Annotated in this window: 19 protein-coding genes, 1 pseudogene and 1 other annotated feature; of the genes and pseudogenes, 8 read left to right on the forward strand and 12 right to left on the reverse strand. The window is 37.7% G+C overall.

Annotated features, from left to right (window positions below; genetic code table 11):
* The first annotated feature begins 91 nt into the window (after positions 1 to 91).
* Positions 92 to 304 (forward strand): hypothetical protein, encoded by a 213-nt coding sequence (locus BTHG_RS19750; protein WP_010678478.1) that lies wholly within the window; start codon positions 92 to 94, stop codon positions 302 to 304.
* Between the two features lie 84 nt (positions 305 to 388).
* Here the strand turns inward: BTHG_RS19750 and BTHG_RS19755 are convergent, their stop codons facing one another.
* On the reverse strand, positions 389 to 2,017 hold the full coding sequence (locus BTHG_RS19755) for a putative polysaccharide biosynthesis protein (RefSeq protein ID WP_010678479.1): 1,629 nt from the start codon (positions 2,015 to 2,017) through the stop codon (positions 389 to 391).
* Positions 2,018 to 2,246: 229 nt separating this feature from the next.
* On the opposite strand from BTHG_RS19755, the gene BTHG_RS19760 reads away from it, so the two are divergent.
* Positions 2,247 to 2,639, forward strand: coding sequence for a thiol-disulfide oxidoreductase DCC family protein (locus BTHG_RS19760; protein WP_010678480.1), 393 nt, complete (start codon positions 2,247 to 2,249; stop codon positions 2,637 to 2,639).
* 18 nt (positions 2,640 to 2,657) lie between these two features.
* Positions 2,658 to 3,932: a BaiN/RdsA family NAD(P)/FAD-dependent oxidoreductase gene (locus BTHG_RS19765; protein WP_010678481.1), complete on the forward strand. Its 1,275-nt coding sequence runs from the start codon at positions 2,658 to 2,660 to the stop codon at positions 3,930 to 3,932.
* A gap of 32 nt (positions 3,933 to 3,964) precedes the next feature.
* Here BTHG_RS19765 and BTHG_RS19770 read toward each other — a convergent pair whose 3' ends face one another.
* The 3 genes from BTHG_RS19770 to BTHG_RS19780 form a co-directional block, all read right to left on the reverse strand.
* Positions 3,965 to 4,150, reverse strand: coding sequence for a sporulation protein Cse60 (locus tag BTHG_RS19770; protein ID WP_010678482.1), 186 nt, complete (start codon positions 4,148 to 4,150; stop codon positions 3,965 to 3,967).
* A 266-nt stretch (positions 4,151 to 4,416) separates the two neighbouring features.
* Positions 4,417 to 4,947: a hypothetical protein gene (locus BTHG_RS19775; RefSeq protein ID WP_010678483.1), complete on the reverse strand. Its 531-nt coding sequence runs from the start codon at positions 4,945 to 4,947 to the stop codon at positions 4,417 to 4,419.
* Positions 4,948 to 5,164: 217 nt separating this feature from the next.
* Positions 5,165 to 5,464, reverse strand: coding sequence for a rhodanese-like domain-containing protein (locus tag BTHG_RS19780; RefSeq protein WP_010678484.1), 300 nt, complete (start codon positions 5,462 to 5,464; stop codon positions 5,165 to 5,167).
* A gap of 356 nt (positions 5,465 to 5,820) precedes the next feature.
* On the opposite strand from BTHG_RS19780, the gene BTHG_RS19785 reads away from it, so the two are divergent.
* On the forward strand, positions 5,821 to 6,876 hold the full coding sequence (locus BTHG_RS19785; protein ID WP_187370815.1) for a M42 family metallopeptidase: 1,056 nt from the start codon (positions 5,821 to 5,823) through the stop codon (positions 6,874 to 6,876).
* Between the two features lie 782 nt (positions 6,877 to 7,658).
* Here BTHG_RS19785 and leuS read toward each other — a convergent pair.
* Complete coding sequence (gene leuS / locus BTHG_RS19790) at positions 7,659 to 10,076, reverse strand: leucine--tRNA ligase (protein ID WP_010678486.1); 2,418 nt, start codon at positions 10,074 to 10,076, stop codon at positions 7,659 to 7,661.
* Positions 10,077 to 10,134: 58 nt separating this feature from the next.
* Positions 10,135 to 10,367, reverse strand: a binding site (T-box leader).
* A gap of 348 nt (positions 10,368 to 10,715) precedes the next feature.
* On the opposite strand from leuS, the gene BTHG_RS19795 reads away from it, so the two are divergent.
* Positions 10,716 to 11,777, forward strand: coding sequence for a multicopper oxidase domain-containing protein (locus BTHG_RS19795; protein WP_010678487.1), 1,062 nt, complete (start codon positions 10,716 to 10,718; stop codon positions 11,775 to 11,777).
* Positions 11,778 to 11,910: 133 nt separating this feature from the next.
* Here the strand turns inward: BTHG_RS19795 and BTHG_RS19800 are convergent, their stop codons facing one another.
* The 6 genes from BTHG_RS19800 to BTHG_RS19825 all read right to left on the reverse strand — a co-directional run bounded on the left by BTHG_RS19800 (position 11,911) and on the right by BTHG_RS19825 (position 17,591).
* On the reverse strand, positions 11,911 to 12,687 hold the full coding sequence (locus tag BTHG_RS19800; protein ID WP_010678488.1) for a 3-hydroxybutyrate dehydrogenase: 777 nt from the start codon (positions 12,685 to 12,687) through the stop codon (positions 11,911 to 11,913).
* Positions 12,688 to 12,696: 9 nt separating this feature from the next.
* Complete coding sequence (locus BTHG_RS19805; protein WP_010678489.1) at positions 12,697 to 14,016, reverse strand: GntP family permease; 1,320 nt, start codon at positions 14,014 to 14,016, stop codon at positions 12,697 to 12,699.
* A 319-nt stretch (positions 14,017 to 14,335) separates the two neighbouring features.
* A complete protein-coding gene (locus tag BTHG_RS19810) occupies positions 14,336 to 15,694 on the reverse strand; it encodes a sigma-54 interaction domain-containing protein (protein WP_010678490.1) in 1,359 nt (452 codons plus the stop codon).
* Positions 15,695 to 15,788: 94 nt separating this feature from the next.
* Positions 15,789 to 16,979: an MDR family MFS transporter gene (locus tag BTHG_RS19815; protein WP_010678491.1), complete on the reverse strand. Its 1,191-nt coding sequence runs from the start codon at positions 16,977 to 16,979 to the stop codon at positions 15,789 to 15,791.
* Between the two features lie 154 nt (positions 16,980 to 17,133).
* The gene (locus tag BTHG_RS19820) at positions 17,134 to 17,295 is read right to left on the reverse strand and encodes a hypothetical protein (RefSeq protein ID WP_010678492.1); all 162 of its coding nucleotides are present in this window, start codon (positions 17,293 to 17,295) and stop codon (positions 17,134 to 17,136) included.
* 11 nt (positions 17,296 to 17,306) lie between these two features.
* Positions 17,307 to 17,591 carry a YtzC family protein gene (locus BTHG_RS19825; protein ID WP_010678493.1) on the reverse strand — a complete coding sequence of 95 codons (285 nt, stop codon included), beginning with the start codon at positions 17,589 to 17,591 and terminating at the stop codon, positions 17,307 to 17,309.
* Between the two features lie 245 nt (positions 17,592 to 17,836).
* Here BTHG_RS19825 and BTHG_RS19830 point away from each other — a divergent pair, with 245 nt between their 5' ends.
* The gene (locus BTHG_RS19830; RefSeq protein ID WP_010678494.1) at positions 17,837 to 18,799 is read left to right on the forward strand and encodes a TIGR01212 family radical SAM protein; all 963 of its coding nucleotides are present in this window, start codon (positions 17,837 to 17,839) and stop codon (positions 18,797 to 18,799) included.
* A complete protein-coding gene (locus tag BTHG_RS19835) occupies positions 18,796 to 19,368 on the forward strand; it encodes a tRNA (mnm(5)s(2)U34)-methyltransferase (protein ID WP_010678495.1) in 573 nt (190 codons plus the stop codon). The genes BTHG_RS19830 and BTHG_RS19835 overlap by 4 nt, the downstream gene beginning before the upstream one ends.
* Positions 19,369 to 19,520: 152 nt before the next feature.
* Here BTHG_RS19835 and BTHG_RS25460 read toward each other — a convergent pair.
* Positions 19,521 to 20,584 (reverse strand): annotated as a pseudogene (locus tag BTHG_RS25460) (tetraprenyl-beta-curcumene synthase family protein).
* Positions 20,585 to 20,724: 140 nt separating this feature from the next.
* On the opposite strand from BTHG_RS25460, the gene BTHG_RS19845 reads away from it, so the two are divergent.
* The gene (locus tag BTHG_RS19845; protein ID WP_010678497.1) at positions 20,725 to 21,276 is read left to right on the forward strand and encodes a gamma carbonic anhydrase; all 552 of its coding nucleotides are present in this window, start codon (positions 20,725 to 20,727) and stop codon (positions 21,274 to 21,276) included.
* Positions 21,277 to 21,393 lie beyond the last annotated feature (117 nt).

The raw sequence follows: 21,393 nt of genomic DNA on the forward strand, positions 1-21,393 counted from the left end.
TATTAGAATAGGCTTTTTATTCATTGCACAAACGCCCTCAATACATACACTGTTACTGTACTTTTTAAAAAGAAAAGGGAGCGATACCACAATGTATTATTATGATTATGATTATCGTCAACAACCTCAGGGCTTCTTCCCTGGCTTCCCAGGAGTTCCTGGTGGCGGTGGTGTTGGAAATGTAGACCGCCGTATTGAACGTCTTGAGCGTCAAATGCAAAGACTTGAAAATCAGATTGACCGATTAAATCGCCGGGTTGACCGTATTGAGCGTCGTCTAGGCTTTGGTACTTTCCAAGGCTAACACGTATAAAACCTTCTAACCCTTTGGAAAACTCAATCCTCACACAATAAATTGTAGTTTCCTAATCTACAAAAAAGGCTGTCACTAGTGCACAGCCTTCTTTCTATTTCGTGATAAAAATGCAAAGCGGTTGCCAATTAGGACTTCCAATAGTCGCGAACGATAAGCTAAGTATAAATACACAACGGCCCCGACAGCAATTCCCACTATAAGAACAAGGACTGATTGCATTCTGCCATTATCATAGCTGACAACAAATGATAATAACCATTCTATTAAGAAAATCGCAAATGCCATAAATGTCGCAAAAATAGCCATTAATAGCGATCTTCTGGCAAACATTGAATAATTATATCCAGCATGTCTTGAAATCATCCAAAAACAATATGCGATTGCGACCGTGTATCCTAAGGCTGTAGCTAGAATTGAACCAATTTCACCGAACCAAGCGATAAACGGACTATTAAAACAAATCTTAAGGATGAGTCCCATAAACAAACTCACAACTGCAAATTTTTGCTTATTAATACCTTGTAAAATGGCTGCTGAAATCGAATAGAATGAGAATAGTACTGCAACAGGAGCATACCATCGTAAAATTCGACCGCCAGCCTCACTCATTTCAAATAGTGCATTAAAGGCTGGGTACGCTAAGACTGATAAGCCAACAACTGCAGGTAAAACCAACAGGACACAAATTTGAAATGTCTTATCAATTTGACTTCTAAGCAGTTTAAAATCTCCAGATGTAAATGAATTTGTAATTGTAGGAACGAGCGTCAAACTAAATGCAGTTGCCAAAGATACTGGAATCATGACTAATTTTGGAACCATAAAGGATACATACGCTAATAATCCCTCTGATACATCTTTATCAACTCCATTAGCCATCATTGTCCTGTTAAAGGTTAATTGGTCAACATATTGATAAAGAGGAATAGATAATCCCACTATGACAAAAGGTCCTGCGTAGGAGAGCAGCTCCTTATACATTTCCTTTATTGTCATTTCCGTTTGCGGTCTGCTTTTTGTGAGCATTTCATCTAAATATGGTTTTCGCTTAAACCAATACCAAAGGAGTACGGCGAGTCCTCCTAGTGCACCAATAAATGCTCCAAACGTAGCTAATCCAACCGCGAAAACTCGTCCACCATCGATTACTTTTATCACAATAAACGTTGCAGCCAGAACAAATAGGATACGAACAATCTGTTCCACAACTTGTGAAACAGCAGTTGGCCCCATTGATTGATGCCCTTGGAAAAAGCCCCGTTGAATGCTCATGATTGGAACAACAAGTAAGGCAAAGCTCACCATTCGAATGACATATGTAACATCTTCAACCGTATTGACTGCATTTTCTCCACCAAGAACAATTGGGGCAAGGATTGGTGCGAGCAAGTTAAGGATTGTAAAACTTACTATACCTGTTAATCCCATTACGATTAGCCCGGATTTATACATCCGTATTCCGGTATGATAATCACCTAACGAATTATATTTCGAAACAAATTTTGAAACAGCAGCAGGAATTCCCGCTGTTGATATAAATAAAAAGATTGTATATTGTGCATACCCATATTGATAAAGGGCAGTTCCAATTTTCCCAACTAAATAAACAAATGGAAAGACATAGATCATTCCAAGTACTCGAGAAATATATGTAGCAAGGGTTAAAACAAATGTCCCACGCAGTAATTTTGAATCTGACATATAAAATCCCCAATCTTTATTTTTGAAGACTAACTAATCAAGTTTATCATATTTTAAAAAATTATGAACCTATAATAATTTGTCTGTTTCATGAATCATTTCCATCATATCGCTTTATCATGTATAGTTTAGTCTTGTTAGATTGGAAATTCAACGTATTCTATGTTTCAACAAATTCTAAATCCCGTGATATGATATTAGTAAGGAAAACATGGGAGTGTGTATATCCATGAATGAGATTATTTTGTTTGATGGCGTTTGTAATTTTTGCGATAAAAGTGTTCAGTTTATCCTGAAACGAGATTCGTTACAACGATACCATTTCGCATCCCTTCAAAGTGAAGCTGGTAAGGCATTATTGAAAAAACACAGGGTTCCTGACGACCTTACTAGTTTTATATTAATTGAAGATGATCGTTATTATACAAAATCGACTGCGGCACTTAGGGTCTGTCGGAATCTAAAAGGTCCATATCGTTTACTTTTTATTTTTAGATTTATACCAGCACCAATCCGGGATATATTTTATCATGTAATTGCCAATAATCGTTATAAATGGTTCGGAAAAAAGGAAAGCTGTATGCTTCCTTCCCCAGAGGTTCGCAAACGTTTTTTAGACTGAGCATAAGGAGTGTTCTATTTGCAATATGATGTAGTTGTAATCGGAGGGGGACCTTCCGGCTTAATGGCTGCGATTGCTGCCGGTGAGCAGGGCGCGAAGGTTCTCCTTTTAGATAAAGGGAACAAGCTAGGTAGAAAGCTAGCGATTTCAGGCGGAGGGCGCTGCAATGTCACGAATCGTCTTCCAATAGATGAAATCATTAAGCATATACCTGGAAATGGACGATTTTTGTATAGTGCATTTTCTGTATTCAACAACGAAGATATTATCGCATTTTTTGAAAAATTAGGCATTCAATTGAAAGAAGAAGACCATGGCAGGATGTTTCCCACCACAAATAAAGCACAATCTGTTGTCGATGCACTTTTAAATCGACTCGAATCGTTAGATGTGCATATCAAAACAAATACACCTGTTGCTAAACTTGAATATAAAGATGGGCATGTTGCGGGTGTTCATTTAAAAGATGGTGAATACATCGAAGCAAACAGTATCGTTGTCGCAGTTGGTGGCAAGTCCGTGCCGCAAACAGGTTCTACAGGAGACGGCTATGCATGGGCAAAATCAGCCGGACACACAATTACTGATTTGTTCCCAACCGAGGTTCCCGTTACATCGGATGAAGAATTCATTAAAAACAAAACGTTACAAGGACTTGCACTACGTGATGTTGCTGTTAGTGTCTTAAATCCAAAGGGAAAAACAGTGATTACCCATCAAATGGACATGCTGTTCACTCATTTTGGAATTTCTGGACCTGCTGTATTACGGTGTAGCCAATTTGTTGTTAAGACCATGAAGAAATTCAAAGTGGACCGTGTAGTCATGAGTATTGATGCACTTCCAACGATGAATGAGGAGCAAATTTTTCAGCAAATTTTAAAACTAGCAAAAGAAGACCCAAAGAAAGCATTAAAAAATATAGTAAAAGGATTTCTACCAGAACGATATCTTTTGTTTTTATTGGAGAAGAATGAGATTGACCCTCAGGTTACGTTTGCAAATTTATCCCACGATCGGATTCGGTCATTTGCTAAGGATTGCAAACAATTTCAGTTCACAGTCAACGGGACCTTGCCAATCGAAAAGGCATTTGTAACAGGTGGTGGGGTGTCGATAAAAGAAATTCATCCTAAGGAAATGGAATCTAAATTAATGAAAGGACTCTTTTTCTGCGGAGAAATCCTTGATATTCACGGATATACAGGTGGTTACAATATTACTTCAGCTTTTGTTACAGGCAGATTAGCTGGTGATAATGCAGGAAAACAAGCCATGGATTTACGAAACTAAAAAAGAGCCTCACTCACACTCATTTTTGTGGGTTAGGCTCTATATATAATCATTGCTGAAAAACAAAAAATTTGGTCATCCTCTTGATCACAGGAAACGCCGACCTGGAATTTAACTTCGATCACATCCCGCTCATCAATTTTTTGTAAAAAACGGTTCATCTCATGCTCTAAATCCTCTTCATGTTCTTCATCAAAAACCTTCACTTTCAATGCCATAACTCCACCTCCACCACTAGTATTGACAGAGTTTTAGAATTATAAGCTTTTAATCTAGGATATTTCCAATTCAATCCAAAAACTACACCTTATCTGATACTTTCATCACGATATTTTCCTTTTTTATCCAAAGGTCATACCTTATCTTACACTTATGCTGCGTCATTTTCCAGTTTAACCCAAAAGTTATACCTTATCCAATCCTTATACCACACCATTTTCCAATTTAACCCAAAGGTTATGCCTTATCAATACCACCAAGAAAATTAGTTCATTTCCTTTCTTTCAAACAAGCCGGTAAATAAAAAGCAAGTAATGAAAGCTACTATTGTTACTATGATAGCCATGACAAGTCCGATAAATGCCATAAATGTATCATCCCCAGGAAATTGTGGTTCAAGTGTAACAATCATGTAGGTGAAAACTAGTGTGAGTAGTAAATAAAAACTACTGCCGACAAACCCTCTTAGGATTCGTCCCTTTTTATCACCATTCCAAGCATATAGTAGAATAATCCAGGATACCAAACTTACGATAACAGCCCCTACCATAATGAATAAATGGATATATGGGATTAGTAGGAAATTCAAACCAAAGAGTATGAGTACAGTCGTGCCAAATAAAAAAGCATTTAACACAAATAAAAATAACCCGCTAAGCCATGGGTTTTGGAACCACCCAAAGCTTGATAGTTTTTTTACTAGACTATTATTAGGACCAATAATAGTCACAAGTTTGTTTCGATTAATACCCACAATAATTAACAAAAATACACCGAGCAATAAAAAAAGTGTCATATTTTCCTCCTGTAAATGTAGACTTTCGGTTAACATCTTACTTTGATTTTATCGAATATTTTATTGTTTTTCAATAAATAATTATTTATTATTAATATATTGTTGTTGTTTCGCAACCGTATACTTTCTAAAAAAGAAAAAAAGCGTGAATTCTTATAAGAATTCACGCTAACGTCTAATTTACTCCATTAACGGAGCAAGTTACAAAAAATCTTTCTTATTTTGTTTCCCCTGTCCAATTCATCATTCCACCGACCATGTTTCGTACTTTGTATCCTTGGTCATCTAGATAGGAACAGACGTTGAAGCTTCTGCCACCAGAACGGCAAATGATGATATATTCTTTGTCCTTATCAAAATACTCTAGATTATCTGGAATTTCACCCATTTTAATATGCTTTGCTCCAGGGATCATGCCCTCTGCTACTTCCTCATCTTCCCGAACATCGACAAGCTCTAATTTTTCACCATTTTTAAGCTTTTGTTTCAGCTCTTCTGTTGTGATTTCTTCAATCATAGGTACCATCCTTTCAGTTACTCATCTCGACTATTATAACAAAGAGAAAATATGGAATACAATTTTCCACGTTTTGTAAAACTAGAATTTCAATATAAAAAGGAGTAAGATAAAACTAGCTTACCTTTATTCAGCAGAAGACCCTTAACTTTTTAAGTGGTGGGATAAATGCAATAAGAGTATAAAATCTGTAGGGGTTTATTACATCTGAATAGAAGTTAAAGCCTTCGACAGATGCCACGATTTTTCAAGAGTCATTTTTCGAGCAGTTTAAATCAAAGACTAAGTAATCCACTTCCTGTGGGCCAAAAAATCGAGCACAAATACGCCAAGGCGCATTCCATAATTAGGGGGAAATGAAGTTGACTTATCCGAATATTGATGAAACCATTCAACTCATAAAAGAACTTGTTTCAATTCCAAGTCCATCTGGTAATACAAATGAAGTTATTACATACGTTGAAAAACTTCTTGCTGAAGCAAATGTGGATACATACAGAAATCGTAAGGGCGGTCTTATTGCTACCATCCCTGGAAAAGATACTCAAAAACATCGTATGCTTACAGCCCATGTTGACACATTGGGAGCTATCGTAAAAGAAATCAAACCTAGTGGTCGCTTAAAACTTGATCTCATTGGGGGCTTTAAATATAACTCCATTGAAGGAGAATATTGCCGCATTGAGACGTCAACAGGAAAATTCTATACTGGTACAATCCTGATGCATCAGCAATCTGTACACGTTTATAAAGATGCTGGAAAAGCTGAGCGTAACCAAGAAAATATGGAGGTCCGTATCGATGAAAAAGTAAAAAATGCGGACGAGGTTCGAGCACTTGGAATTGAGGTTGGTGACTTTGTTTCATTTGACCCGCGGGTTGAAGTAACATCCAACGGCTTTATCAAGTCTCGACATTTAGATGACAAAGCTAGTGTTGGAATTCTACTTCAATTAATCAAACAAATCAAACAAGAAAACATCGAACTTCCTTATACGACTCATTTCCTTATTTCAAATAATGAGGAAATTGGGTATGGTGGAAACTCTAATATTACTCCTGAAACAGTTGAATATTTAGCAGTCGATATGGGGGCAATGGGGGATGGTCAATCAACAGATGAATATACAGTTTCCATTTGTGTAAAGGACGCGAGTGGACCCTATCATTATGCTTTCCGTAAAAAGCTTGTCCAGCTTGCTGAAAAACATGAGATTGGGTATAAATTAGACATTTACCCTTATTACGGCTCTGACGCATCTGCTGCAATTCGTTCAGGACACGACATCATCCATGGATTAATCGGGCCTGGAATTGATTCTTCACATGCCTTTGAGCGTACACATAAGGACTCAATTGAAAATACGACAAAATTAATTTATCACTACCTTCAATCTGAAATGGTTGAGTAAGTGTAAAAAGGATGACAAATTTTAACGGGTTCTGTTTTGTAGTACAAAATATGAAGGAACATTTCTTTTCCTATAAGTAATTCGCACCATAATTAAAAGCAAATTAGCAAGTAAATCTGAAAGGTAAAAAGCTTGGAGACATATGCTCCAAGCTTTTTTATCCCAAGATAAATACCGGTTAGAGTTTTCAGGGTCTTCAAATATTACTAGCAAATAAGCTACGAAAAATTAAGGGAGAAATTTCTCTTATTAAGGAAATAGAACGAAAAACAGATGAAATAGAGGGAAAAATTCCCCCTATATACTCAAAAAACACGAAAATTGACCATTTGGCATTGCTTTAGCGGAAAAACTCCCCTTATATCTCCCGAACCAAGCACTGTTCTGTGGAATAAGGGAAAAAGCTTCCCTTATTTAAACAATCAGAAGTAACTCAATTTTGGATAAGAGAGAATGTCTGCTTCATTTATCTGCCTTTCAGACATCAACACTCACCCCTGCTAGTTAAAAATCATTTGTAGCACACCAATACGCCTAACAAGTAGCATACGAATTTTCATGGTGACAAAAACATATGACACCGCTTTAAAGTCAGGGCGGATTTACCGTTTATTTTAATAAACCCCAAATACATCAATAAAAAAGAAGCAGTTCAATTCAGTTGCGAATAGCGCTGTTACTTGGTGTGCTAATTTAGTTTTTGTATTCAAAATCCGAACCCGATAGCAAAATTTGGCATTCTCTTTACATATTTAAAGCCCTCCAAGTGGAGGGCTTTCGTATTAATTCGCTACGATATTCACTAGTTTTCCAGGTACAGCAATCACTTTACGAACTGTTTTACCTTCAATCTGTTCTTTGACTGGATCAGCACCCATTGCAATTTGTTCAAGTACTTCTTTTGATGCATCAGCAGGAACATGAAGCTTTGCTTTCACTTTTCCATTGACCTGAATGACAATCTCAATTTCAGATTCCACTAATTTTGCTTCATCAAATGCTGGCCATGATTCATAGGCAATTGTTCCTGTATTACCAAGCTTTTCCCAAAGCTCTTCCGCAAGGTGTGGAGCAACTGGAGCAAGTAATTTTACAAATCCTTCAATGAATGGCTTTGGTAATTCAGATGCCTTGTAAGCATCATTGATAAACACCATTAATTGTGAAATGGCAGTATTAAAATGTAATGCTTCGTAATCCTCTGTCACCTTTTTCACTGTTTGGTGATACACCCGTTCAAGTGAAGTATCATTTGAATCAGCTTTTACTTTTGATGAGATGTTTCCATTGTCATCGATAAGTAAACGCCAAATCCGATCAAGGAAACGACGAGAACCATCAAGGCCGTTTGTTGACCATGCGATAGAAGCATCTAATGGTCCCATGAACATTTCGTATAAACGAAGTGTATCTGCACCATGAGAATGAATAATATCATCAGGGTTTACAACATTTCCTTTTGACTTACTCATTTTTTCGTTACCTTCTCCAAGAATCATCCCTTGGTTGAAAAGCTTTTGGAATGGTTCTTTCGTTGAAACCACGCCAATATCATAAAGTACCTTATGCCAAAATCTTGCATATAACAAGTGAAGAACGGCATGCTCTGCCCCACCGATATATATATCAACTGGTAACCATTCTTTTAATTTTTCTGGGTCAGCCAGAGCTTCTTCATTGTGTGGGTCAATATAACGTAAATAGTACCAGCAGCTACCTGCCCATTGTGGCATTGTGTTTGTTTCACGACGACCTTTTTTACCTGTCTTTTCATCAACGACATTTACCCATTCAGAGATATTTGCTAGTGGTGATTCTCCAGTTCCTGATGGTTTGATTTCCTTCGTTTTTGGAAGCATAAGCGGAAGCTCTTCCTCCGGAACAGTAGTCATAGTTCCATCTTCCCATTGAATGATAGGAATCGGTTCACCCCAATAACGCTGACGACTAAATAACCAATCACGTAGTTTGTAGGTAATTTCCTTTTTACCAATCTTATTTTCTTCAAGCCAAGCAATCATTTTACTAATTGCTTCTTCTTTATTTAAACCATTTAAGAAGCCTGAATTAACATGGCCACCATCGCCAATATATGCCTCCTTGGAAACATCTCCACCGGCAACGACCTCTTTAATCGGTAACTCAAATTTCACGGCAAATTCATAGTCACGCTCATCATGGGCTGGAACTGCCATAATTGCACCTGTTCCATAGCTCATTAGGACGTAATCCGCAATCCAAATTGGCATTTTTTCTTGGTTTACAGGGTTGATTGCATAGGCACCTGTGAATACACCCGTTTTCTCTTTTGCTAAGTCTGTACGTTCTAAATCACTCTTACTCTTGATTTTGTCTAAGTAGGCATTAACTGCTGCCTTTTGCTCAGGTGTCGTGATTTTATCAACAAATGGATGCTCAGGAGCAAGTACCGCATAAGTAGCACCAAATAAAGTATCCGGACGCGTTGTAAATACAGTGAATGTTTCATCATGCCCATCAATGGAAAATGTAACATGCGCTCCTTCAGAACGACCAATCCAGTTGCGTTGCATTTCCTTTAAGCTTTCCGGCCAATCAAGTTCTTCTAAATCTTCAAGTAAACGCTCAGCATATGCAGTTATTCGTAATACCCACTGTCTCATAGGGCGTCTTTCTACTGGATGGCCTCCGCGCTCACTTTTTCCATCAATTACTTCTTCGTTTGCTAATACTGTACCTAGTGCCGGACACCAGTTAACAGGAATTTCATCCACATATGCTAAACCTTTCTCATATAGCTTTGTGAAGATCCATTGAGTCCATTTATAGTAGTTAGGATCTGTTGTATTAATTTCACGATCCCAATCATATGAAAATCCGAGTTCCTTAATTTGACGTCGGAAAGTATTGATATTTTTCTCGGTGAATTCAGCAGGGTCGTTTCCTGTATCTAACGCATATTGCTCTGCTGGTAACCCGAATGCATCCCATCCCATTGGGTGAAGTACATTGTACCCTTGCATTCTCTTCATTCTCGCTAAAATATCAGTAGCTGTATACCCCTCTGGGTGGCCTACATGTAGTCCAGCACCTGAAGGATATGGGAACATATCTAATGCATAAAATTTGCGCTTTCCTTTGTCTTCAGTTGTCTTAAATGTTTTGTTTTGTTCCCAGTACTGCTGCCACTTTTTCTCAATCTTTTGGTGATTAAAACTCATAAGACTTCCTCCTTAATCAGATAAAAAAACCTATAAAAAACAAAAAACCTCTAATCCCAAAAGGGACGAGAGGATATGTATTCTTCCCGCGGTACCACCCACATTAGTGACAAATTGTGCACTCACTTCATTTATCCTTAACGCGGACCATACGATAAGCACTAGTTTACTTTTGGCATTTCATGCTTATTGCTCAAAGGCGAGTTCATGTTCATCAACGATTGACTTGCACCATCCGTCAACTCTCTAACACGTATGTAGAACATTACTACTCCTTTTCAACGCCTCTTCAATTTATTGAGTATATTCAGTATTGTATAGAATTTGTGTAAGAACTGCAAGTAAAATAGAAAAACTTGGGCTTTTCCTCCACCATTATTCCCATATTTTTATTACCTAAACATATTCAACAGCAAGAAAAGTGTGAAAGATTATTGTCTAAAACATGCATAAAAAGGGCGTTTAAACCCTTATCACTATTGGAAAGTTGCTTATATGCTCACCCTTTCACAAACTGTACACAGATTAAGACGAAAAACGTGATTTATATCACTCTTCAGGGTCCCCCCTCTGAATATGATAAAGGTGTAGAAGGAAATGAAAAACCAAACAATAACCGAGTTCAAGGGGGTAAACAGTATGAACAAGAAAGTGAAATGGTTACTCGCATCTTTGGTGGGAACTTCAATTGTTTTATCTGGTTGTGGGAAGCAAGAGGTAGCATTAGAAAAGAAGGTCGAGGCAGAAACAACTGCTTCAGATACAATGACAGGGGAAATTATCGCCCCACACAAAGACCTTAACCAAGAACCTGTTCCATTAAAAGTAGAAAGAGTTTCTGAGGATGTTGTAAACGTTGAGATGACTGCACAGATTACTGACATTGAAATTGATAAAGGCTACACCTACAAAGCATGGACCTTTAATGGGGAAGCACCAGGACCTGTGGTAGTTGTAAACGAAGGTGACACCATTAATTTTACACTTAAAAATATGGATCCAGCTATCCCTCACAGCATGGACTTTCACGCTGTACATGCTTCACCTTCAAAGGATTTCATTGATGTAATGCCAGATGAGAGTGGAACATTCTCTTATCCAGCAAACAAACCGGGAGTTTTCATGTATCACTGTGGTACAAAACCTGTGTTATCACATATTGCAAACGGCATGCATGGAACCATTATTGTAAAACCGAAAAATGGCTATCCGACAGATAATGAGATTGATAGAGAATACCTTATCATCCAAAACGAATGGTATAAATACAATGATTTAGATGACATGACAAACGGTGTACCTAGCCAAGTCGTATTTTCAACAAAAGCTCTTAAAGAAGGAGACTTAAATACGAATGGTGATACTTTCTCATTAAAAGAAACACCACTACTTGCAAAAGTAGGAGACAAGGTTAGACTTTACATTAATAATGTAGGTCCAAATGAAGTGAGCTCTTTCCATGTAGTAGGTACAATATTTGACGACGTGTATATCGACGGTAACCCATACAATCATATGGAAGGACTACAAACAGTTATGCTTCCTGCAAGCGGTGGAGCAGTTGTAGAATTCACCGTAATGAAAGAAGGAACATACTCAATCGTTACCCATCAATTTAACCACGTTCAAAAAGGAGCAGCAGCATTGTTAAAGGTGACTGCAGATGGAAAAGATGATGGAAGTGCAGCAGCTGGGCATTAAAAAAGACCCTATAAAAAAGTACACAACCGGCACTCCTTTACACGGTCAACCAAAAAAGTCTATATAAAGTTTACCATAAAAATAGAAAAAAAGCAGAAAAAGAATCTCAAATTCTGAGATTCTTTTTCTATTTCTATTGAGCCGTATAACCTCCATCGATTACACAAGCCTGACCTGTTATTCCCTTTCCATGCTCACTTGCTAAAAATAGCACATAATTCGCGATCTCATTTACTGCTAATAAACGTTTTTGTGGCACGAGTGGGTAAATAACATCTTCTAACACTTTTTCCACATCAACATTTCTTGTCTTAGCTAAATCTACTAACTGGTTTCTCACAAGTGGTGTATCTACATACCCAGGGCAGACAGCATTCACAGTAATCCCATGCTCTGCACCTTCTAAGGCCGCAACCTTTGTTAATCCAATTACACCATGCTTTGCACTATTATAAGCAGCTTTTCCAGCAAAGCCTATTAAACCATTAATGGATGCCATATTAATTATCCGACCAAATTTCTGTTGTTTCATAATCGGAAAAATATGCTTGGTCGTTACAAACGGTGCTGTTAGCATAACTGATAGTAAAAGTTCAAACTTTTCTTTTGGAAATTCTTCAATTGGGGATACATGCTGAAGCCCTGCATTATTGATTAAACAATCAATCCTTCCGTACCTCGAAACTGCATGATTAATCATCTCAATTATTTCTGCCTCATTTGTAACATTACATTTTAATCCGATTGCTTCATAACCTGATTTTTGAAGCTGTAATGCAGAATTTTTCACCTCTGCGGCATCTATATCTGTTAACACCACACGTGCGCCATTTTCAGCAAAGATTTTTCCGATTTCAAAGCCAATCCCACGTGCAGCACCGGTGATTAAAATGACTTGATTTTTAACCATAATGTCCTCCTAAATTCCGAGACCTAATGAGAATAAAATAATAGCGATAGCTACCCCTATTGTTGGAACAATCACAGTTAACGCTCCAACCGCACCATATGCATCCTTATGTGACTCTCCACAAATAGAGCGAACGGTAGTTACTACATAGCCATTATGTGGAAGTGAATCTAAAGCACCTGAGGAAATAGCAGCAACCCTATGAAGGGCTTCTGGATTAACCCCTAAATCCATGTAATGCGGAGCTAGAAGTGGTAGTGCAATTGCTTGACCTCCTGAAGCAGATCCTGTCATCCCGGCAATAACACTAACTGCGATTGCTCCTCCAATTAAAGGACTTCCAGGTATATTTGTCATCGCATCAACTGCCACTTGAAATGCAGGCACTGCTTTTGCAACTCCACCAAAACCAACTACGGCTGCTGTATTGCCGATTGCTATCAACGCACCCATGGTTCCATCTGAAAGAGCTTTTCCAACGGATGTAAAATACTTACGATTCAATAAATAAGTTGAAATAACCCCACCTAATAAAGCAATGATGAGGGCAGATTGTGCAAGCTTATCATGAAAGAAAAATGAAATAATAAGAACCACGACTAACGGAATAAGTCCTGTAATTGGATGTGGCAGTTCTTTATTTTCAACAATTGGGTCATTTTCCCTTGAAACAAACGTTTCTCCTCTTGCAACTGCCTTATTAATCATACGTTTTAACCACCAGCCGCCAAAAATCATCATAAATACCGCAACAATTAAGCTTACTTCCCAGCCCGCTAATGGTGATGTACCTAAAAATTCGATGGGAATCCAGTTTTGGATTTCTGGTGATCCAGCAGATGTCATTGTAAATGTTACAGATCCGAATGCTAATGTTGCTGGAATAAATCTTCTCGGTAAATTTGCTTCTTTAAATAGGCTAATCGCCATTGGATAAACAGAGAACGCTACGACGAATAAACTCACTCCGCCATACGTTAAAACTGCACAGGCAAGTACAATTGCAAAAATGGCAAATCTCATCCCAAGTTTATCTACAATCCACTTTGATACACTATCAGCAGCACCACTATCCTCCATCACCTTTCCAAAGATGGCACCTAGTAGGAACATGAGGTACCAGGACGTAACGAAGCTTGAGAATCCACTCATATAATTTCCAACAAAATTAGCTTCCCCCTCACCCACCAACTGCGGAAATAATGGCAATCCACTTAACACTGCAACAAACAAAGCACATAAAGGTCCCGCTATTAAAAGGTTCATTCCCCTCATTGTTAGAACAATAAGCAGCACTAGGCCGCCAATCAGCCCTATCATACTAAGCATTTTGTATCCCCCTCACTTAATTAAGTAACCGTTTTCAATTCTTTGATTGTCGTTTGGTAATTATTACTGACTCATTGAATTTTCATGATTTATCACCATCCATTTAGATAAAATTTTCAACTAATACTTTTGCAAGTGGCGTGCCAACTTATGAAAAGTCATAAAATCGCCAAATATTAAGTTCAAATGATTTAGTATATTCCAGTTTTCTGGAATGCTAGATTTTTAATTTCGAATGAAAACCTATATGATTGGGCTAAAAAAAGATTCCAGATAACCGGAATCGAGTTCCGGAAATCTGGAATCTATATTTCTAGTTTTAACTTTTAAGTTTTTCGTACATACTAGACTTACTTATACCGAGTGCTTTCGCAGCTAATTGTTTATCATTATGATATTTTTGTAATGTTTTAGCAAGGACTCTTTTTTCAGTATCGTCAAGGATTTCCTTCAATGTTTTTTGTCCAATTAATAATTTCGGATCATCCATTAAATAATCTGGTAATGATTCAATTTCAATTTTCTCACCTGTTGTTAAATGGATAGATGCTTCAATGACATTTTCAAGTTCACGCAGATTTCCAGGCCATTGGTGTGCCTGAAATATGTTCATAACTTCTTCATCAATAGAGGTTATTCGCTTTCCAGTTCGTTTTGAAGTTCTTTCAACAAAGAACTTTGTTAAGGGTTCAATATCCTCTGGTCTTTCTCGAAGTGGAGGGATTGTAAACGGGATCACATTGATTCGGTAAAATAAATCCTCCCTAAATCGTTTTTCTACAATCATTTGCTCCAATGGCCGATTTGTCGCTGCAATTACACGAACATCCACAGGAATCGGATTCAATGCTCCAACTGGCTCGACTTCTTTTTCCTGAAGTACTCGCAATAACTTAATTTGCATATGCAATGGCATATCTCCAACTTCATCTAAAAAAATGGTTCCGCCATGTGCGAGTACAAACTTCCCTTTTTTTCCACCCTTTTTTGCACCGGTAAATGCACCTTCTTCATACCCGAACAACTCGGATTCTAATAAGTGTTCCGGGATTGCCCCACAATTGATTTTTATAAAAGGATTTTGGCTCCTCTCACTCAATTGATGAATACTATGTGCAAATAATTCTTTGCCGGTTCCGCTTTCTCCTCTTATTAAAACGGAAATATCCCCTGAAGCGATATTCTTCACTTTTTCTTTTAATTCAAGAATTTGTCTTGAAGCGGTCTTAATATCATTTAGTGTATATTTCGCTCCATTACTCTCCTGCCAATCTTCAATATATGTTTGGAACTGTGACATCAAGCTCTTTATATGACTGTTCATTTTACTTAATGCCTTTGTATCTCGAAAAATAACTGCTCCAACAGCACCAATAATTTTGTTATCTAAATAAATCGGAATTCGATTTGCAATCATATAATTTCCTTTAATATAATGCGGGCTGCCAATCTCTTCTTCCCCAGTTTGAACTACAATGTGCATCCTACTATTCTCTATGACTTCTGTTACGTGTGTTCCAATTACTTCTTCACGATTGACCTCTAAAAATTCACAGTAATTTTTGTTAATGTAAACAATGTTTCCTTGATGATTCACCACAACAATCCATTCATAGGCGCTATCAATGATCGTCTCGAGTATTTTATTTTTGAATTCCATATCATCATGATTAAACATTTTCCCACACTCTCCCCTTACTCTCATCATATCATCTGAATATGAATTCATTAAAGAGGCCAATAAAAAAAGAAGACCCGATACAACCGATGTATCAGGCCTTCGCTCTTAGGACAATATTGCTTTTATCTCTGAGCTTTTTGTCATAAATGACAGTTGTAAAAATTGAAACAAATAATAATACTGCTAGGACTGTAAATAACATGCTCATTCCCCATAAATCAACAAGCAATCCACCAAGGACAGGTCCAATCATTCTGCCACCGGTTGCAGTACTATTTACAATTCCTTGATAAAAGCCTTCTCTTCCTTTTGGGGCAAGATCATTTGCAATCGTAGGAACTGCAGGCCAAACAAACATTTCACCTACTGTTAAGATAATCATCGCTACTAGAAATCCACTAAATGAACCAGCTGTCGAGACAATGAGAAACGAACAAATAAAAATAAGAATTCCTATGATAATTTGTTTTTTCAAGGATTTTGCAAAGTATTTTATCACCATGTTCAGCAATGGCTGCCCGAGAACAATTAAACCACCATTCACTGTCCATAATAAGCTATATTGCTTTAAAGTAATTCCGATGTCTTGAGTATAGCTTGAAATAGTTGCCTGCCATTGTACATAGGCCACCCAACATAACACATAACCTATACAAAGAATTAACAATGCAGTTAATTTTGACCGGTTTTTTACTGTTTTAGATTGTTCTATTAAGCTCGATTGGGTTGCTTTCTCGGCATGAATTCCGCGATAACCGAACACCGCCACTAAGAAAAATAAGACATACATAATTGTGTTTGCCATAAAAATATAATCAAATGAATAAGATGCAACAAACCCACCGAGCCCTGACCCAATCGCAACACCAAGGTTTTGAGCAATATAAACGGCATTAAATGCCTTTCTCCCACCTTCTGGCCAAACAGCACCCGCCATTGCAAACATCGCTGGAAAAACCATTCCTGTACCAAGACCAATGATGGTTAGGAAAATAACATAATGTGGCCAACCATGGTAAAAGGTAAGTCCAGTAAGAGCCACTAACGAGATTAAAATTCCTGCTAGTATCGCCTTGTACCCACCAATTTTATCAAATAATACGCCACCTACTAAATTACCAATAACGGTTGCACCCGCATTTACCATTAACACAAGTCCTGCAATAGATAAAGTTTTTCCAAGATGGCCATGAATATAAATGGCATTTAACGGCCATAAAAAAGATGAACCAGTCACATTGATAACCATTCCAATAATGATCATCCAAAGTGCTTTCGGCATACGGGCACCTCCCTTTTTTATACGTATCTTCGCATATCAAAATTTATTTTATTCCTTTCCATATCTTTAATCAATTTAAAAAAGTATTCCGATAAATGGACATGTTTAAGGTATGTAAAGAACCGACAAGTGAAATCCACTTGTCGGTTCTTGTTTATTCAGGACGCTGCTTTGATTTAACTGGCTGCCCTTTTTTTAGGTAGTTTTGCTTTGATTTTTTAACAGGATCAAAATCCTGTCCAAATTCCACATCATTGCTATTTATACCGTTTTTCGTTTTTTGCTCTGGGTTGTTTTGATCTGAACGTTTTTTCATATCCTCATCCCCTACATTTTATACTCTTGAATGATATTCGCATCTAAAGTCATATCATTTTGGAGTTGTTGCAGTTGAAGTCGCATCCGGTGCAATTGCTCACGTTGCTGGTCATTACAGCTTTGGGCTAGTTTTGCTAATTCGTTTGTGACTTCCTCCAGTTGCATTTGTGCACCCGTATACTCTGTTGTATTATAAGCTTCTTGTCTTCTTGCAATCGTCATTTGTTCTTGGGCATTACGGATTGAATCTTCACAACGCTGAATAAATGCCTCTACCGATTGTCGAGTAGCCATTTTTCTCCCTCCTACAATACGAAATGAGAAATGAAAGCTTTCTCTTTTATAGTGTGTTCATCCTCAATTTCTTCTCTCAGAAAACTTATTTCCAATTTATGAAGCCATATGGGGGGAATTACAAAGCCGTTGCCACGTAGACTTTGCGTTCTTAGTCTTTACTCTTTTGAAAACCATTTGAGTTCTTAAAAGTCTCCATGTTAAACTTTAACGTAGGTATTTTGAATAGTTAGGAGGGGCGTATAATGCCTCAAATGAATCCATTTCCATACTCAACAGATAATAAACGTTATCATACATGGAATTATCATTTACGAAATACATTTGGACATAAAGTATTTAAAGTTGCGCTTGACGGAGGATTTGATTGCCCAAATCGAGATGGAACAGTTGCACATGGTGGTTGTACCTTTTGTAGTGCATCAGGATCAGGCGATTTTGCAGGAAACCGTGCAGATGATATTCTCACACAATTCCATTCCATTAAAAATAAAATGCATGAAAAGTGGAAGGACGGAAAATACATGGCATATTTTCAGGCCTTTACAAATACTCATGCACCCGTTGAGGTATTGCGGAAAAGATTCGAACCCGTTTTACAGCAAGAAGGAGTTGTTGGCATTTCGATTGCTACAAGACCAGATTGCCTTCCAGATGATGTTGTCGAATATTTAGCAGAGCTGAATGAACGAACCTATCTATGGGTTGAGCTGGGTTTACAAACCGTTCATGAAAAAACAGCACAACTAATCAATCGTGCCCATGATTTTCAATGTTATGTTGATGGTGTAAATAAGCTTCGTAAACATAATATTAGGATTTGCTCACATATTATTAATGGACTTCCACAGGAAACACCAGAGATGATGATGGAAACAGTTTATGAAGTTGCAAAACTTGATGTACAGGGCATAAAAATTCACTTACTTCATTTATTAAAAGGTACGCCGATGGTCAAACAATACGAAAAAGGATTATTAAAATTTCTCGCGTTCGATGACTATGTACAATTAGTATGTGACCAACTTGAAATTTTACCTCCCGAAATGATTGTTCACCGTATCACAGGGGATGGCCCTATAGACTTAATGGTAGGACCGATGTGGAGTGTCAATAAATGGGAGGTATTGAACACGATTGATGCTGAATTGCTACGACGAGACAGTTATCAAGGAAAATATTTTAAAAAGGTTGCGGAAAACGTATGAAATTAGATCGCATTCTTCCATTTGCAAGAAACCTCCTTCAACGCGCTATCAATGAAGGGGATTACGCTGTTGACGCTACAATCGGAAATGGTCATGACACGGCAATGCTTGCTTCATTAGTAGGTGAAACTGGACATGTTTTCGGCTTTGATATTCAAAAAGAAGCAATCGACAATACGACCGCTCGGTTACGAGAACAAGACCTTCTAAATCGTGTTAGCTTATTTCATAAAAGCCATGATCAACTATTAACCACAATTCCAACAGAAACCCATGGAAATATTTCCGGAGCTGTATTTAATTTAGGGTATTTACCAGGAGGAAATAAGGAAATTGTCACGAAGCCTACTTCCACAATTGAAGCGATAGAGCACTTACTTTCCGTTATGAAGCCTGAAGGAATTATTGTAATTGTTGTTTATCACGGTCATGAAGAAGGAGCAATAGAACGGGATCGACTCTTGGATTATTGTTCAACACTTGATCAAAAACGTGCGCATGTTCTCATGTACCAATTTATGAATCAAATTAACAATCCACCATTTATAATCGCCATTGAAAAAAGATAAAGATCAGTCTGTTGACAAACGCTGCAGCCTACGTTGCTGGCCTCTCTCGGCCACACACTTTGTCTAACAAGCGTTTTCAAGACCGTCTGGTAATGTTTATTCACTGATTTCCTATATAAAACAAAGATAGAGCGGTGCAGCTCTATCTTTTCTTATCCAAGTACATGTTGAAATCTACGGTAGGCTCGTCCGTTGACATAAAAGAAAAAGATGTCTTCCCACCAATTTTAATCATTTTCTTTGCAATTTTTAATACACTTCGCTGAGTCCTTACCTTTTCATCTGATAAATAGAGGCCTAATAAACCACGATTAATCATTCGGTGGAATTTTTCATTCGGTAATCCGGCAGTATGCTTATCAGCTTCCATTATAAAATGCTTAAGGCGATTGACTAATTCGTTTTCATGTGGATAGTAAAAACAGAAATTCAAATCTCCACCCAGACGGTCTTCTTCTTGATCGATGAAATAATCAAGAAGAATATGGAGGCCTTGAATATAAGGAAAATATCCATTTCGAATCTTAATTGCCATATCTTCGTTAAATTCTTCATGAAAGGCATAGGCCACTAAACAAAAAATACCTAATGTAGAACCTGAACACGCTGAGAACTCATACCATTCCATTTGAGGCAAATTACCTTGATGACTTTTAAACCAGTTCTCAAGTCTTGGTACACGTTCTTCTACTTTTACATGCTTATGTATTTGCAAATCACAATAATAGCTTGCTAACTCCTGTAAATAAATCGCAATCTTATCATAATGATTGATATTATGAAGAACATCCTGACAGGTTAGAACTAGACTCTCTAAGTAACCACCATCCTCTTGTTCAATACGATATTGATAATAGTTCTTTGTTGGCTGCCCTGGTCGTAATGCATCAGGCATGGAGTCGTGAAGTGAACGAAAATCGACAGGATCTAAAGAAGTACTGCGGTCACAAAGATTGTCTAGATAGTCACTAATGGTTTGATAGGCAACAATAAAACGGATGCACTCCTCCATTTTCCCTTCTGATAATAAGGCAAGAATTGCTCCACCTTCACAGTGAAATGTTTTTGTCTTTATACTAGCCAGGGCCTGCTTCCGAAGCTCTTCGTTTGGAATCTCTTCGGCTTTCTTTTTCCACATAGCTAGTTCACGGTGTACAATCGGAAATACCTTACGATACACTTTCTTCATTAAACTAATGGGTTGTGTTGGCACCATAGATATCACCTCATTTTGTTGGAACATTCAAAATATGTTGATTTACGACACTTGTAAAAGTTGATACACTTACCTTAAATGATTTTTTATCGAATATCAAACAATTAAAATAATGGTTTCAAAGAAAGGATGTACCTATTATGATTTATCCATACAAAGGGAAATATCCGCAAATTGCAGACTCTGTATTTATTGCGGACTATGTGACGGTAACGGGTGATGTGAAAATTGGTGAAGATACGAATATTTGGTTTAATACTGTTATTCGAGGTGATGTAGCACCAACAATTATCGGAAAAAGAGTGAGCATCCAGGACAACTCAACACTACATCAAAGCCCTAATAATCCATTAATTATTGAAGATGATGTCACAATTGGACATCAGGTTATACTACATAGCTCAATCATTCGCAATAATGCCTTAATTGGGATGGGGTCCATTATTCTTGATGGTGCTCAGATTGGCGAAGGTGCTTTTATTGGTGCAGGAAGTCTTGTACCACAAGGTAAAAAAATCCCGCCCAACACTCTTGCATTTGGGCGACCCGCTAAGGTGATACGTGAATTAAACGAAGAAGATAAGAAAGACATGGCTAGAATCCGCCGTGAATATGTTGAAAAAGGACAGCTTTATAAAGAAGAACAGCTTAATGCCTCCGATTATCGGCGACAAGCACAAGACAAGCGCTGACAGAAGACGGTCTTTGCCTTTGAGAAGCGATTGGTCTGTGACCTCGAGCCGATGGCGCCCTGGAGCTAGACATTGAAAACTAAGTATAACTAAAAAGCTCGCCAAACGGCGAGCTTT

The sequence above is a fragment of the Bacillus timonensis genome, assembly GCF_000285535.1.
In the GTDB taxonomy this organism is placed as follows: domain Bacteria; phylum Bacillota; class Bacilli; order Bacillales; family Bacillaceae_L; genus Ferdinandcohnia; species Ferdinandcohnia timonensis.

Excerpts from the sequence above, each read along its gene's own strand:
- BTHG_RS19770 (WP_010678482.1), bottom strand. The coding sequence starts at position 4,150 with ATGGCATTGAAAGTGAAGGTTTTTGATGAAGAACATGAAGAGGATTTA.
- BTHG_RS19815 (WP_010678491.1), bottom strand. The coding sequence starts at position 16,979 with ATGCCGAAAGCACTTTGGATGATCATTATTGGAATGGTTATCAATGTG.
- BTHG_RS19805 (WP_010678489.1), bottom strand. The coding sequence starts at position 14,016 with ATGCTTAGTATGATAGGGCTGATTGGCGGCCTAGTGCTGCTTATTGTT.
- BTHG_RS19810 (WP_010678490.1), bottom strand. The coding sequence starts at position 15,694 with ATGTTTAATCATGATGATATGGAATTCAAAAATAAAATACTCGAGACG.
- BTHG_RS19795 (WP_010678487.1), top strand. The coding sequence starts at position 10,716 with ATGAACAAGAAAGTGAAATGGTTACTCGCATCTTTGGTGGGAACTTCA.
- BTHG_RS19825 (WP_010678493.1), bottom strand. The coding sequence starts at position 17,591 with ATGGCTACTCGACAATCGGTAGAGGCATTTATTCAGCGTTGTGAAGAT.
- BTHG_RS19775 (WP_010678483.1), bottom strand. The coding sequence starts at position 4,947 with ATGACACTTTTTTTATTGCTCGGTGTATTTTTGTTAATTATTGTGGGT.
- BTHG_RS19750 (WP_010678478.1), top strand. The coding sequence starts at position 92 with ATGTATTATTATGATTATGATTATCGTCAACAACCTCAGGGCTTCTTC.
- BTHG_RS19780 (WP_010678484.1), bottom strand. The coding sequence starts at position 5,464 with ATGATTGAAGAAATCACAACAGAAGAGCTGAAACAAAAGCTTAAAAAT.
- BTHG_RS19820 (WP_010678492.1), bottom strand. The coding sequence starts at position 17,295 with ATGAAAAAACGTTCAGATCAAAACAACCCAGAGCAAAAAACGAAAAAC.
- BTHG_RS19800 (WP_010678488.1), bottom strand. The coding sequence starts at position 12,687 with ATGGTTAAAAATCAAGTCATTTTAATCACCGGTGCTGCACGTGGGATT.
- BTHG_RS19835 (WP_010678495.1), top strand. The coding sequence starts at position 18,796 with ATGAAATTAGATCGCATTCTTCCATTTGCAAGAAACCTCCTTCAACGC.
- BTHG_RS19755 (WP_010678479.1), bottom strand. The coding sequence starts at position 2,017 with ATGTCAGATTCAAAATTACTGCGTGGGACATTTGTTTTAACCCTTGCT.
- BTHG_RS19845 (WP_010678497.1), top strand. The coding sequence starts at position 20,725 with ATGATTTATCCATACAAAGGGAAATATCCGCAAATTGCAGACTCTGTA.
- BTHG_RS19785 (WP_187370815.1), top strand. The coding sequence starts at position 5,821 with ATGAAGTTGACTTATCCGAATATTGATGAAACCATTCAACTCATAAAA.
- leuS (WP_010678486.1), bottom strand. The coding sequence starts at position 10,076 with ATGAGTTTTAATCACCAAAAGATTGAGAAAAAGTGGCAGCAGTACTGG.
- BTHG_RS19830 (WP_010678494.1), top strand. The coding sequence starts at position 17,837 with ATGCCTCAAATGAATCCATTTCCATACTCAACAGATAATAAACGTTAT.
- BTHG_RS19760 (WP_010678480.1), top strand. The coding sequence starts at position 2,247 with ATGAATGAGATTATTTTGTTTGATGGCGTTTGTAATTTTTGCGATAAA.